The following is a 13,796-nucleotide window of genomic DNA, read 5'->3' as shown; positions in this document are numbered from 1 at the left end:
CGGCGGATACGACTTCATCGCCACGTGGAACTCCTTGTCTCCGGATGTCCATCATCCGGTACTCAAGGTGTCCACACTCCGGGGGGAAGGCCCCAAGACGCTACGGCGTCGAAGCCAGCGAAACCGGATGACCTGGGAACGGATGAACCGGTACGTCACTCGATGGATACCTAAGGCCCGAATCATGCATCCCTACCCAGAGGTGCGCCTCGCTGCCAGAACCCAAGGCAGGAGCCCAGTGCGGTAGTTCCGCACGCTGGGATCTGTGCGGGGGGCCGCCCTAAAGGGCGGTCCCTACCGCGACAACGGTGGGCGCAGACCTGCCGCCGCGAACTCCTGGACCGCTGCCTGCTCTGGAATGAACGCCATCTACGCCACGCCTTGGGCGAGTACGAACGCTTCTACAACGAGCATCGCGCTCATCAAGCCCTCGACCAGGCGGCTCCGCTACGCGCTGTTCCTGTCCCGATCGCCGAACCGGCGCGCATCATCGACCTGAACATCCGCCGACGCGACCGGCTTGGCGGAATCCTCCACGAATACTCACACGCCGCTTGAACTGCACGGACGTAATTTTCGGCAGGCGCACATTTCCACCATCACCGACAAGGTGCTGGACGGGATGGCGGAATGGCAGAACCGATCGCTGGATGCCGTCTATCCGGTGATCTTCATCGATGCCATCCACGTGAAGCTGCGTGAGGGCCAGGTGGCCAACCGGCCGATCTACGTGGCGATGGCGGTCACCGTCGACGGCGAGCGCGACATCCTCGGGCTATGGGCCGGCGACGGAGGGGAGGGCGCCAAGTTCTGGCTGCACGTGCTGACCGAGATCAAGAACCGTGGCCGTCGCCGACGCGCTGATGGTGGTCTGCGACGGTCTCAAAGGGCTGCCGCAGGCCATCGAGCAGGTCTGGCCGCAGGCCGTCGTGCAAACCTGCGTCGTGCACCTGCTGCGCGCCAGCTTCCGCTACGCCGCCCGCCAGCACTGGGACGCCATCGCCAAGGCCCTCAAGCTCGTCTACACCGCCCCGACCGAGGCCGCCGCGCTCGAGCGGTTCTACGAGGAAACGTGGGGCGGCAAGTATCCGGCGATTGTGAACCTGTGGGAGGACGCCTGGGCCGAGTTCGTGCCCTTCCTCAACTTCGACACCGAGATCCGCCGGGTGATCTGCTCGACCAACGCCATCGAGTCGGTCATGCCCGCATCCGGCGCGCGGTCAAGGCCCGCGGTCACTTCCCGAACGAGCAGGCCGCGCTCAAGTGCGTCTACATGGCGATCATGAGCCTGGACCCGACCGGCAAGGGCCGCAAACGCTGGATCACCCCCTGGAAAGCCGCCCTCAACGCTTTCGCCATCACCTTCGAAGGCCGCCTGACCCCGGCCACCCGATAGAACAAATTCAAGATCGAGATACACCGTTAACTGGACACACCCCCTCGTACCTGGCGAGGCTGCTATTCGTGGGCGATCCGGAGCAGGAGGTCCAGAAGAGTTCGCCGCTCGGCCTCGTCGAGATTGTGTAGGAGGCCTTCGCTTATCGTGGTCGCCACCGGGCGCAGTTTGGCCAGGCGTTCCCGCCCCGCCGAGGTGGCCACGATCTGGCGCGTGCGTCGGTCCTTGGGATGGGGTTCGCGACGGACCAGGCCCTCCCGCTCGAGGTCGTCGACGATAGTCACAATCGCGCTGGGATCGATGCCGAGCAGCAGCCCGATCTCCCGTTGCGACCGCGTGCCGTTGTCCGCGGCCACGACGAGCACGGTGTACTGCCATCGGCGCATGCCGTACGACTGCAGCGCACGGTTGAATTCGCTGATCGCACGCCCTCCCGCCCGGGCGAGCAGGTAGCCGGCGTCCTCGGCCAGCGAAGGCGACGGGAGGTCGCTCTTCGTGGTGTGTTCCTGGCTGATGGTGTCCTCCTTGATGAAGCCCGGCGGCCATCGTAGTAGAGGCGGGCAATCATTGACATTTACAATGATGGCATGCTCCCATGAACCCCCAGTGAGTGAGCATGACCATGGCACGGACATGGTCATCCGATGGAAGGGTGGCTCGCGTCATGGCGTTGAAGCGCATGGCAACGATGACGCTGCTCGGGTCAGCCGCGTTGCTTCTGGTGGCATGCTCCGGTGCGGTCCCGGCTGCCGGTTCCCGGGGAGCGGTGTTGAATGTCGGGATTCCGGCCGACATCGTCGACACGATTCCAGCCGCCGCGTCGTCCCTGACGACGCTGGCGGTGCTGGATCAGGTCTACGACCGGCTGGTCACCGAACCCGTGAGCGGACTGGAACCGGGACCGGGCCTCGCGACGTCGTGGACCGTTTCGAAGGACAACCGCGACTACACGTTCAAACTGCGTGAGGGCGTCACCTTCCACAACGGCCGACCGCTCACCGCAGACGACGTGGTGTGGACGTTCGACTACGTCAAGAAGACGCCGGACGGCGAGCTCGGCAACGTGGTCAAGATCACCGCGGCGGGTCCGGGATCGGTGAAGCTGCGGCTCAAGCAACCGCAGCCCGATCTGCTCATGCAGCTGAGCAACCCCGGAATGGGGATCATGCCGAAGGACTTCGGCGGCCTGACGGAGAAGGACTTCCGCGCGAAGCCGATCGGAAGCGGCCCCTATGCCTACGTCAGCCGCGTCCCGGGCAACGAGGTGCGGCTCCAGCGTTACGACGGCTACTGGGATGGTCCGGCCAAGGCCAAGGACCTGACGTTCAAAGTGTTCCTGGACGTCAACGCGGAGGCGCTGGCGCTGCGCGGTGGCGAGATCGACATCGCCACCGAAGTGTCGGTGGACGCGATCCCCCTGATGCGGGGCAAGGTGACGGAGAGCGCACGGCTCATGGTCGAACTCCTTCAGTTCAACTCCAAGACACCCATCCTGCAGAACGCCGACTTCCGTAAGGCCCTCTCCCTCGGGATGGATCGGAAGGACATCGCGACCAACCTCTTCCGCGGCCGTGCCGAGCCCGCGCGGCGGAGCATGCTCGGGAGCGTGGTGTTCCCCGAAGGGCCGCCACAGACCACCGCGTACGAATACGACCCGGCCCGCGCCGCCCAGTTGGTGCGCGCCTCAGGGTACGACGGCAAACCGCTGAAGCTCATCTACGGCAGCAGCTACGCCGACTCGGTGGCGATCGCCGCAGCGCTCCAGGCCCAGTGGAAGAAGATCGGCGTCAACGTCGCCCTCGAACCGATGGAGTTCGGGGAATGGCTCAAGGCTGTCACGGCTCCGCAGCCGCACCAGGGCTACGACCTGTCGGTGACGACGATCGGCTCCGGGACCATCTCCCACCAACTGGACATGATGATCTGGACCCAGCATTTCGGCAGCGGCTGGCCCACCGACGAGGTCAGCCAGGCCGTCGCGAAGTTCTCCGCAGCGAAGACGCCCGAGCAGATCCAGCGCGTCCTGGTCGATTTCGAGGGCCGCTTGTCCGGCGAACTCCATGCGGTGCCGATCACCTACGGCGGATACATCTGGGTGCTGCGTGACGGCGTCGGCGGCTTCTCCCCACGGTTGTCGCAGTACGTGCGACTGAACACGGTCACCGTTTCCTAGAAGGAGCACGACAGTGATTGATCTGACCTGTGTCCGGTTCGACGAGATCCCCGCGCTCGCGGGAGTCGAAGTCGTCGGCGACTGGTTCTCGGTGGACATCGAGCGGACGGAACTGTTCTCGGTCGCGTCGTACTGGACAGACAACAAGAAGGCCTTCGACTCGGGACTGTATCCGCCGGGAATGGTGGAGGGATTCCATCTCGTCGCGCTGCTCGACCACCTGAGCAACGCGATCCTGCGGACTGACCCGGCCTCCTGCACGGGGTGGAACTACGGCCTGGACGGCGTCCGTTTCATCACCACCGTCCGCGCGGAAGACAAGATCAGGCTTCGCCTCAAGGTTTCCGAGGTCCGGCCGAAGGGCCCCGCCTACGTTCTCACCTTCGACTGCACGGTGGAGCACAGCAACAGCGAGCGGCCCGCGTTCGTGGCGACCTGGCACGTGTACTGGCTGCGCGCGGGTGCGACGTTCGCAGGAGCGCGGTCATGAACGACGCCATCGTGGTGACTCCGCAGCCCCGGCGATACCCGCGCCACCTGGTCGCGGAGGCGCGCACGGGGCGGTACGCGGGACGGATGGAGGACGGCGTGCTGTGCTTTCGCAGCATCGAGTACGCCGAGCAGCCGGTCGGCGACCTGCGCTGGAAGGCGCCGGTCCAGCTCAAGCGCAGCGACGAGGTTCACGAGGCCTACGCCTACGGCCTCACGTCGATCCAGCCCTGGCGGCGGCGCTGGTCGTCCTCTTCCCGTCAGGGCGAGGACTGCCTGACGCTGAACGTCTTCACCACCGCACTCGCGCCCGCCAGTCCCAAGGCCGTCATGGTCTGGATCCACGGTGGCCACGGGCAGTGGGGCGGGTCGATCGACCCGCTCGACCACGGCGACAACTCGGTACGGCGCCGCGACGACGTGGTGGTCGTCACCATCAACTACCGCCTCGGGCACCTAGGCCGGCTCGACGTCGGCAGGCTCGGTGAGGGCTACGGCAACGCCGGCAACCAGGCGCTGCTCGACCAGATCGCCGCCCTGGAATGGATCCGGGACAACATTGCCGCGTTCGGTGGCGATCCGGGCAACGTGACGATCCTCGGCGAGTCGGAGGGCGCGGCCGCCGTCGCGTTCCTGCTGGTGTCGCCGCCTGCGCGAGGGCTCTTCCACCGCGCCGTCATCCAGAGCGGGGCGCAGGCCTACCGCCGGAGCAACGACGGGCTGACGGCGTCGAGCCTGGCCATCAGTGACGCGGTGCTCGACTTCCTCGGGGTGCGGACGGCGGCCGAGGCTGCGCGCGTTCCCGAGACAGAACTGGTCGAGGCCGCCAACGTGTTCGAGCGGATCGACTGGCTCACTCGTGACGGCGTGGCCCTGCCGTACGACCCCTGGGCGGTGCTCCGTGACGGCGGTGGCGCGCGCGTTCCCCTGATGATCGGGACGAACCTCGACGAGGAGAAGCTGTACGGCGTCTTCGACGACGGCTACGCGAGCTTCGCCGACCGCAAGCTGGATGCCTGGCGGCGGGGCAACATCATCTCCTGGGGCTGGGAGGATCCGCTCGAACCGCACGAACGCGCGGTGGCGGAGGACTTCCTGGAGTTGCACGGCGGCACGGTGGTGGAAGCTCTGTCCGCCTTCGTGACGGAGAGCACCGAGCGGCTGTACGCGCACCGGATCGCCGACCTGCACTCGGCGCACGCACCGGTCTTCTTCTACAGCTGGGAGGTGCCCTCGGCCATCCCGGACCTCGGCGCCTGCCACGCCGTCGAGATCGCTTACACCCTCCACAACCTCGACGCGACGATCATCACCGGCGCACGTCCGGATCCGCGCCTGGCGGCGGCTGCCCACGACGCTTGGGTGAACTTCGCCGTCAACGGCGATCCGGGCGGCTGGCCGGCCTACGTCCCGGGCGAGCGCGCCACGATGCGCTTCACCCCCGAAGGCCCGATCGCCGAACTCGACCCGCGCGCCGAGGAAAGGCGCCTGGTCGTGCCCCTCTTCAGTCCCTATGAGAGCCGGTGAAGGGATTCGCCAAGAAGACGGGGCAGGCCGTACTCCTCATGCTGGGGTGCACGCTGCTCGTCTTCGCCATCCAGGTGCTCTCCGGCAGGGACCCCGGCCGCGCGATCCTCGGCACGCAGGCGACCCAGACCGCGGTGGACGCGCTGAACCACCGTCTCGGCGTAGATCAGCCGCTGCTCGGCCAGTACCTCGATTTCGTCGCGGGCCTCGCGCGCGGCGACCTCGGCCTGTCCTTCTACAGCGGCGCGCCGGTCACCGAGATCCTGGCGGGGCGGGCGCCGGTGACGGCGAGCCTGATCGTCCTGAGCTTCGTCATCTCCCTCGTCATCACGTTCCCGACGACCCTGCTCGCCGTGCGCAATCCCGGCGGGCCCGCCGACGTGATCTCGCGAGGGTTCGTGCTCGCCGGGACCGTCATTCCCTCGTTCTGGCTGGGCATCCTGCTCATCCTGGTCATCGCGCTGCCGACCGGGCTGTTCCCTGCCGGAGGGTATCCAGACGACCCCTCCGGACAGCTGCGCGCGCTGGTGCTGCCGGCGATCACCGTGGCGGTCGGGCTCGCTCCGGTGCAGATCAGAACGCTGCGTAGTGCCTGGTTGCGCGCGATGCGTTCGCCGTACGTCGAAGCCCCTCGCTCGCGCGGGGTCGGCACGACGCGGCTCCTGATCTCCCACGCGCTGCCCAACAGCCTCAACCCGCTGGTGTCGCTGCTGGCCGTACAGGCCGGATGGGCCGCGTTCGGCGCGGTGATCGTCGAGAACACGTTCCGCCTGCCGGGGATCGGCCAGGGGCTGATCGTTGACGCCAGCCACTCCGACTTCCCCCTCGTCAACGGCACGACGCTGCTGCTGGCCTTCGTCGTCGTGCTCGTCAGTTCGGCCGCGGACGGGCTGGCGCGACTCCTCGACCCGAGACTCCGGAGCGCGCAGTGAAAGGGATTTCCCGGACAGGCTTGATGATCGTCGGCCTGTTCGCCCTGCTGGCGGTCGTGGGCCCCGTCATCGCCCCGATGGATCCGATGGGCCAGGACCTCGCCGGCCGCCTCGCTCAGCCGTCCGCCTCGCACCTGCTCGGCACCGACGCGTTCGGGCGCGACGTCCTGTCGCGCGTCCTGGTCGCGGCCCGGATCGACCTGCCCGTCTGCATCGCGGCCGCGCTGGTCTCGGCCCTGGTCGGGCTGGTCCTGGGCGCAGCGGGCGGGTATCTCGGCGGCGTCGTCGACGCGTTCCTGATGCGCCTGGGCGACCTGGTCATGGCCTTCCCCACCTACGTGCTGGTGATCGCGCTCATCGCGGTGATCGGCCCCGGGGTGCCCGCGATCCTGGTCTCCTTCGCCCTGGTCGGGTGGGTGTCGTATGCCCGCCTGCTACGGGAGGAGATCCGGCGGGTGCGCCGCGAGGACTACATCACCGCGGCCTACCTGGCAGGCATCGGGCGGCCGACGGTCCTGGTGCGTCACGTGCTGCCGAACGCCATCCGGCCCGTACTCGCCTACTTCGTCATGGACGTCATGTTCGCGATCCTGACCCTGGCCGCGCTGTCCTACCTGGGGCTCGGCATCCAGCCGCCGTCACCCGAGTGGGGCACGATGGTCGCCGAAGGCCAGACCTTCCTGCAGACCCACTGGTGGCTCACGGCCGCCCCCGGCGCGATGATCGCGGGCCTCGGACTCGGGCTTCTCCTGGTGGGAGAGTCTCTCGAACGGCGGTTGAAGGCATGAACGGGCACGCGCTGGAACTGCGCGACATCACCGTGACGCTCCCCGAGGGACGCGCCCTGGTCGACCAGGTGTCTGTACGGCTGGCCGTGGGCAGGTGCCTCGGCCTGGTCGGCGAGTCAGGTTCGGGCAAGTCGCTGCTGCTCCGCAGCATCATCGGCCTCCTGCCCGCCCCGCTGGCCGGGAGCGGTTCCGTGCACCGGGTCACCGCCGACGGGACGAGCGAGGAGATCGACCGCGAGGCGGCACGCGGACACGAGATCGGCATGATCTTCCAGGAGCCCATGCGGGCGCTCAATCCCGTTCGCCGCATCTCCTGGACCCTGGCCGAGCCGCTGCGCATGCACCTGGGGCTGCGCGGGCAGGCCCTCAAGGAACGGATCCGCGAGCAGCTCGACGCCGTCGGCATCCATGATCCCGAACGGGTGGCGCGCTCCTACCCGCACCAGCTCTCGGGTGGGATGCTGCAACGCGTGATGATCGCCGCGGCCTTGTCGACCTCACCGTCGCTCCTGCTGTGCGACGAGCCGACCACGGCCCTGGACGTGACGACCCAAGCGAAGATCATCGAATTGCTCCACGAGCTGATGGCGGAGCGCGATCTCACGCTGGTCTTCGTCTCTCACGACCTGGCTGTGATCTCGCAGATCGCCGACGTCGTCGCGGTGATGCGGGAGGGGCGGCTGGTCGAGATCGGCGGCGCGTCGGACGTGATCGCGAACCCCGGCCATCCCTACACGCGGATGCTGCTGGCCTCGGTCGAGCACATGGCGGAACAGAAGGGTGAACGCTGATGGACGAGCTGCTCCGGGTAGCGGATCTCGGAATCTCCTACGGACAGCGGCAGGCGGTGTCCGGTGTCTCGTTCGCGATGAAAACCGGTACGGCGCTCGGTGTCGTCGGCGAGTCGGGCAGCGGGAAGTCCTCGTGCGCGCGTGCCATCGCGGGAGTCCTGCCCCACCAGGGGATAATCGAGTTGCGCGGCGAACGGCTCACGCATCCGAGACGACCGTCCATCCGGCGGCGGATCCAGATGGTCTTCCAAGACCCGACCTCGTCCCTGAACCCGTCCATCCGCTGTGACCGGGCCGTCATGCAGGTGCTTCCCGACGGTTACCGGGGCGACGCCCAGACCCGCGTGCAGGACCTGTTCGAGCGGGTACGGCTCCCGCGTCACCTCCACCACGCCTGGCCGCACGAACTGTCGGGAGGTCAGCGTCAGCGCGTCGCGATCGCCCGGGCGCTGGCCGTGGAGCCGGACGTCATCGTCGCCGACGAGGCGACCTCGGCGTTGGATGTCTCGGTCCAGGCCACCATCCTGTCCCTGCTCACCGCGCTACGCCGGGAGACCGGTGTCGGGCTGATCCTCATCTCCCATGACCTCTCGGTCGTGCGGGCGACCACCGACCAGGTGCTCGTCATGCACGACGGCCAGGTGGTCGAGCAGGGCCCGACCGAACGGGTCTACGCCGAGCCGAGCCACGACTACACCCGCACCCTGCTGGCCGCCGCCCCGTCCCTGCGCGCCCCGGCGGCCCGCGCTGCGGACGAGGTCGAGCACTGGGTCCGCACGTGACAGCCGGCCGTACGGCATGCCGTACGGCCGGCCATCTCAGGCGCGCACGAGCAGCGCGTCGACCACGACCGGGACCCCGCTCCCCGGCCGCACAAGCACCGGGTTCAGGTCGCCATCGGTGAGCAGCCCCGCGAAGTCGGCGGCGAGCAGCGACACGCGCCGCACCAGGTCGGCGAGGGGCGCGGGGTCGGTCGGCGGGACGAGGCCGCGGTAGCCGCCGAGCCGCTTGCCGAAGGCGGTGTTCTCGATCATCGCGGTGGCCGTCTCCGCGTCCACCGGCGCCAGCGCGCCGGACCGGTCGGCCAGCAACTCCACCAGCACCCCGCCCGTGCCCACGATCACCGCAACGCCCGCGGGAGGGGAGGAGGTGAATCCCACGACCGCCTCGAGCGACGCCTCGACCTGCTCCTGCACCTCGATCACGAGCCGATCCCGGCCGGTGAGGCGTAGGGCGTTCTCCAGGACGGTCTTGACGGCCGCTTCAGTGCTCGCGAGGTCGGTCAGGCCGGTGAGGACGCAGCCCGCTTCTGTGCGGTGCGGGATGTCCGGGGAGTTGGCCTTGACGACCACGGGGAACCGCATGCCGGTGATCGCCGCCGCGACCTCCTCCGGGTTCTCCACGAGCTGGGCGCGCGGTCCGTGGATCCCATAGGCGGCCAGAAGCCGCGCGGTCAAGGCGGGGGCGAGCGGACCTTGCGTCCCGGACAGTTCGTGCCTGATTCGAGCGATCTCGCCCTCGTCCAGTCCGGCGCGCGAGACGTCCGCCGCGCGCACAGGGCGGTTGGCGCCGATGGCCGCGGCGGCAGCCAGAGCAGCCCGTATGCCGCGCAGCAAAGGGATCGGGGCGCGCAGTTCGGCTTCGACGTAGGGGTTGAGCGAACGTGCCGACGAAGACACCACGAGGATCGGCTTCCCCGCACCCGGGAAGGCCGCGTCCACCGCGTTCCAGATGGGGACCTCGAACGTCAGCTCCGCCAGGCTCATGCTGTCCTGCGCGCCGCCGACGACCATCAGGGTGTCGACCCCGCTGTCGCCGAGCAGCGTGCGGAAGACCTCGGCGTAGTCGATCGCGCCACCGCCCGCGCCGCCGTGCACGTCCAGTGGGGTGCGGCCGCTCAGGCCCGGCACCAGTTCCTCCAGGCGCGCGACCGTGGCGGGTTCGAGCTTCGCCATGCGCACGCCGTACTGCGGAGCGAGGTCGGCGAGGAGCGCGGCCTGCCCGCCGGAGATCATCGTGGCGGCCACCCGCGGGCCGGCCGCGCGCCGGGCCGATGGGCGCGAGTACGCCTCCATGATGGCCGCCAGCTCGTCGTAGTCGTTGGCGCGCGGGAGGTCCAGCTCGTCGAAGAGCATCGAGTAGAAGTCGTCGGGCGTGGCGAGCGCGCCGGTGTGGGCGGTGGTCGCGCGCTGTCCGGCGGCACTCCGCCCGACGTGGAGAACAGCCACCGGCTTTCCCGCCGAGCGGGCGAGGGAGATCGCGTGACGGAAACGGGCGAAGTCCGCGATCGACTCCAGGACGAGGCCGATGGCCTCCGTCGCGTCGTCCTGGCTGAGCCACTCGACATAGTCCGCGGTCGTCAGACCCCATTCGTTGCCCGTCGACAGGATCTTCGAGTAGACGCCGTCTCGGGTCGAGCGGGGGACGAAGATCGACCCGGCCCCGGACTGCGCCACGAGAGCGACGTTGCCCGCGTTGAGCCGGGAGATCCCCCCGCGCTGGGTCCAGAGGGGCACCCTGTCGGTCAGGTTGATGATCCCCATGTTGTTCGGGCCGTGCACCATCAACCGGGTCTCGCCGAGGTAAGCCCTGAGGTCGTCGGTGACCTCCGGCGTGAACCGGGCGGACGGCACCACAGCACCGGCGCACCCGGCGAGCTCCAACTCTCGCAGCGCGCCGAGCACCTTCGGCGCGGGCAGGGCGATGACGGCGACATCCACTCCTGGAGGAAGCCGCCCGATCTTCGGCGTCGTGGCGATGCCGTCGATCTGGGATGCGGTGGGATGCACCACGTGGATGTCGCCGGGGAAGCGTTCCTCGCGCAGGTTCGCCAGGACTTCGTTGCCCGCGGTCACGCGCTGGGAGGACGCGCCGATCACGGCGATCGAAGCTGGGCGGATCAATCGTTCTGGCGTCATAGCCATTAATGGGAACATACAATGATTGTTGAGGTCAATGATTGGTAAGGGCAAGTCTCCTGGTTGCGCATGAGTGCGCACCTTGGGGGGCGTGACAGCTCCTGGGCGGCGTTGTTGCGCACGGCCGCGTCAAGCAGATCGTCTCTTTCGCGCGCTGATTCAGCAGGCGACTTGCTCGGGGCGTGCTAACTGAACGCGTGAGCTGCCGACCGCACCTCGGTGTCGGCGAATGCGGCCAAGCGCGCGGCGAACTCAGTCAGCGCGGTCGCGGCGTAGTGGTCCGGGTCCCAACAGGCGTGAATGGTCAGGAGGACCTTCTGGTCATGACAGTCGGTGACGACGATCGGGCGAGCACCGAACTGCTCGAGATTCGTGACGACCGCCACGCCACGTCCGGCCACGGCAAGGGCTTGGCTTAGCGGCGGCCAGGCGATCTGCTCGTACCGGTCGTAGCGCAGTTGCTCCCGGGCTACGGCCTCGTCCAGCACGAGGCGGGTCGGGTCGGTGGGCGGTGGGACGAGGAGCGGTGCATGCACCAACTCATCCAGCGGCACAGTCCGTCGCCGAGCCCACGGGTGATCAGGCGCGACGTAAGCGCGCAGCGGCACGCTGGTCAGGCGCGTCCAGACCAGTCGTCCCGTCGGGGGTGCCGTCGCGGCAACGCCCAGATCGTGCCCGCCCAGCACCGCCTCGTGAACGCCATCAGGGGCGACCGAGTCGACGGAAACGAATGGATCACTCGGGGAAAGCGTGGCCACAAACGGTGCCAGGACATACTCGATCGTCGTCGGCGCGGCGGCGACCACGACACGCGTCAACAACCCGCCTGCCATCTGTTGCGCGACCATGGCCGCCCGATCGGCTCGGGTCACGATGTCGGCGGCAACGTCGCGCATCTGGCGCCCGGCATGCGTCAGCACCAGACGCGGCCCGTTCCGGGTGAACAGCGCCACACCGAGATCGCGTTCGAGCCGGTGGAGCTGCCGCGAGATCGCCGGCTGCGCCACGTGAAGGCGGACGGCCGCCGCCGTCACCGTCCCGCACTCGGCCACAGCCAGGAAATACCGCAGGTGACGCAGCTCCATAGCCTCTCATTATACCGATCGGGCATGGATACTGCCGAAAACTAGGTCTTGGACATGGGGATAGGCCGGAAGCCACCATCGTCGGCATGAATGCTGACCATCGCGACTGGGTGACACCGCCCTACCACCGCCACGGCCTGCACCACGTGGAGCAGATGGTGCGCTGCGCTCTCGTACCCCGCGGTGACGGCCCGACGCGCGAGTTCGGCCTTGCCGAGCAGCCGCTGGAGTGGAGCACTCTTACCCTGCCGTGGGGAGAGGGCACGGAGATTAGCGGGGAGGAATTCCTGACGCGTACCCGCACGGATGCCCTGCTGGTGATGCGGGGCGAGCAGATCCTCTTCGAGCGCTATGTCAACGAATTCACGCCAGAGACGCGGCACATCGTCATGTCGATCTCCAAGTCGTTCTGCGGCATGCTCGCCGGGTGCCTTGTCGAGGAGGGCCTGGTCGATCTGGCCTCGCCGACCTCCAAGTACGTCCCCGAACTGGCCGGTGGCTCGTTCGGTGGTGCCGCTGTACAGCAACTGCTGGACATGACGGCGGCGCCGCACTATGACATGGCCTATCTGAACCCGGAGGCGGAGGTTCACGCGGGCGATCGTGCCGCGGGATGGCGGCCCCGCCGACCGGGTGATGTCGTGGGCACCCGCCAGTTCCTGGCAGGACTCCATGGTGCCGGTGCGCACGGAGCGGGCTTCCAGTACTGCTCGGGCACTACCGACGTGCTCGCGTGGGTTCTCGAGCGTGCCGCGGGCCTGGACTACCGGGAACTGATGACACGCTACATCTGGTCGCGCATCGGCGCAGAAGCCGACGCCTTCATCACCGTCGACGAGTTCGGCACCCCCTACGCGTGCGCGGGGATGGGGATGCGGCTACGGGACCTGGCGCGGTTCGGGCGGCTCGTGCTCGACCATGGACACCGCGATGGGCAGGCCGTCATCCCGGCTTCCTGGATCGAGCGCACTCGGAGCGGTGGTCAGTTCAACACCGGAGAGGAACCCGACGCCGCCCGTCACGGCACCTACAAGAACCAGTGGTGGGTGCCGGGCGACGATCACGGCAGCTTCTACGGCGTCGGCATCTTCGGCCAGTACCTCTGGCTCGACCCGGTGAGCGACGTGCTGGTCGCGAAGTTCTCCGCCGAGGACGCGCCGGTTGCGGATGACTCGCGGGAGATCCAGGCCCTGTCCGCCATCGTCCCTCAGGAGACCTGACCATGGAGCGCCCGCAGGCATTCAGCGGCGCGATCGAGCGACACTCCATCGACTACATCCCCGCCGGAGAAAGCCACGGCAATACCCCGGCACCTGTTCACGATCTGGCTCTCCAGCAACGTCCAGATCATCGGCTTCGTGAACGGCGTCCTCGCGGTGACCATCGGGCTGGACCTCATCTGGGCGATAGCCACCATCTTGCTCGGCATCTCGTCGGCGGCCTCTTCATGGCCTACCACTCCATCCAGGGCTCCCGCCTCGGCGTCCCACAGATGATCCAGAGCCAAGCCCAGTTCGGGTTTCTCGGTGCCCTGCTGCCCGTCGCGATGGTGCGATTTCCAGGATGCGCCGTACTCCCTGAACGATTCACGGCCTGTTCAGGAGTGAGCCTTTTCCATCCCTGGTGGCGGATGGCTGGTCACAACATGATCGCGGGTCCGGCTTTCCCCTCATGACGTAGCAGAGCTCCTGGTAGAC

At 68.0% G+C, this 13,796-nt stretch carries 12 protein-coding genes and 2 pseudogenes; 11 read left to right on the top strand and 3 right to left on the bottom strand.

Translation table 11 applies throughout. The features are described 5' to 3' along the window. The first annotated feature begins 381 nt into the window (after positions 1 to 381). Together ABZ911_RS42005 and ABZ911_RS42000 are read left to right on the top strand one after the other, a co-directional pair. Positions 382 to 558, top strand: a complete 177-nt coding sequence (locus tag ABZ911_RS42005; RefSeq protein WP_358069928.1) for a hypothetical protein — start codon at positions 382 to 384, stop codon at positions 556 to 558. Further along, positions 557 to 1,396, top strand: a pseudogene (locus ABZ911_RS42000) (IS256 family transposase); the annotation flags it as partial. The gene ABZ911_RS42005 and the pseudogene ABZ911_RS42000, both read left to right, overlap by 2 nt. Positions 1,397 to 1,458: 62 nt before the next feature. Here ABZ911_RS42000 and ABZ911_RS41995 read toward each other — a convergent pair. Next, entirely contained in the window at positions 1,459 to 2,037 is a 579-nt protein-coding gene (locus ABZ911_RS41995; RefSeq protein WP_358069925.1) for a MarR family transcriptional regulator, read from the bottom strand. Positions 2,038 to 2,060: 23 nt separating this feature from the next. Here ABZ911_RS41995 and ABZ911_RS41990 point away from each other — a divergent pair, with 23 nt between their 5' ends. Genes ABZ911_RS41990 through ABZ911_RS41960 form a run of 7 tightly spaced genes read left to right on the top strand, consistent with a single transcriptional unit; the run spans position 2,061 to position 8,878 of the window. Next, entirely contained in the window at positions 2,061 to 3,569 is a 1,509-nt protein-coding gene (locus ABZ911_RS41990; RefSeq protein WP_358069922.1) for an ABC transporter substrate-binding protein, read from the top strand. Between the two features lie 13 nt (positions 3,570 to 3,582). After that, complete coding sequence (locus ABZ911_RS41985) at positions 3,583 to 4,059, top strand: hypothetical protein (protein ID WP_358069919.1); 477 nt, start codon at positions 3,583 to 3,585, stop codon at positions 4,057 to 4,059. Then, a complete protein-coding gene (locus tag ABZ911_RS41980; RefSeq protein WP_358069916.1) occupies positions 4,056 to 5,585 on the top strand; it encodes a carboxylesterase family protein in 1,530 nt (509 codons plus the stop codon). The genes ABZ911_RS41985 and ABZ911_RS41980 overlap by 4 nt, the downstream gene beginning before the upstream one ends. Next, the gene (locus ABZ911_RS41975; protein WP_358069913.1) at positions 5,582 to 6,517 is read left to right on the top strand and encodes an ABC transporter permease; all 936 of its coding nucleotides are present in this window, start codon (positions 5,582 to 5,584) and stop codon (positions 6,515 to 6,517) included. Before ABZ911_RS41980 ends, ABZ911_RS41975 begins: the two co-directional genes overlap by 4 nt. Before the next feature lie 23 nt (positions 6,518 to 6,540). Continuing rightward, positions 6,541 to 7,305 carry an ABC transporter permease gene (locus ABZ911_RS41970; protein WP_358069910.1) on the top strand — a complete coding sequence of 255 codons (765 nt, stop codon included), beginning with the start codon at positions 6,541 to 6,543 and terminating at the stop codon, positions 7,303 to 7,305. Then, positions 7,302 to 8,096: an ABC transporter ATP-binding protein gene (locus ABZ911_RS41965; protein WP_358069907.1), complete on the top strand. Its 795-nt coding sequence runs from the start codon at positions 7,302 to 7,304 to the stop codon at positions 8,094 to 8,096. Before ABZ911_RS41970 ends, ABZ911_RS41965 begins: the two co-directional genes overlap by 4 nt. After that, positions 8,096 to 8,878: an ABC transporter ATP-binding protein gene (locus tag ABZ911_RS41960; RefSeq protein ID WP_358069904.1), complete on the top strand. Its 783-nt coding sequence runs from the start codon at positions 8,096 to 8,098 to the stop codon at positions 8,876 to 8,878. Before ABZ911_RS41965 ends, ABZ911_RS41960 begins: the two co-directional genes overlap by 1 nt. A 36-nt stretch (positions 8,879 to 8,914) precedes the next feature. Here the strand turns inward: ABZ911_RS41960 and ABZ911_RS41955 are convergent, their stop codons facing one another. Both ABZ911_RS41955 and ABZ911_RS41950 read right to left on the bottom strand, forming a co-directional pair. Then, the gene (locus tag ABZ911_RS41955; protein WP_358069901.1) at positions 8,915 to 11,020 is read right to left on the bottom strand and encodes an acetate--CoA ligase family protein; all 2,106 of its coding nucleotides are present in this window, start codon (positions 11,018 to 11,020) and stop codon (positions 8,915 to 8,917) included. 179 nt (positions 11,021 to 11,199) lie between these two features. Continuing rightward, a complete protein-coding gene (locus ABZ911_RS41950) occupies positions 11,200 to 12,099 on the bottom strand; it encodes a LysR family transcriptional regulator (RefSeq protein ID WP_358069898.1) in 900 nt (299 codons plus the stop codon). A gap of 86 nt (positions 12,100 to 12,185) precedes the next feature. Here ABZ911_RS41950 and ABZ911_RS41945 point away from each other — a divergent pair, with 86 nt between their 5' ends. Continuing rightward, entirely contained in the window at positions 12,186 to 13,319 is a 1,134-nt protein-coding gene (locus tag ABZ911_RS41945; protein WP_358069895.1) for a serine hydrolase, read from the top strand. Between the two features lie 81 nt (positions 13,320 to 13,400). Continuing rightward, positions 13,401 to 13,774 (top strand): annotated as a pseudogene (locus ABZ911_RS41940) (cytosine permease). Positions 13,775 to 13,796 lie beyond the last annotated feature (22 nt).

The sequence above is a fragment of the Nonomuraea sp. NPDC046570 genome, from assembly GCF_040645915.1.
Taxonomy (GTDB): Bacteria; Actinomycetota; Actinomycetes; order Streptosporangiales; family Streptosporangiaceae; genus Nonomuraea.
The sequence above is the reverse complement of the archived record's forward strand: the minus strand, read 5'-3'. Positions and strand labels throughout refer to the sequence as shown.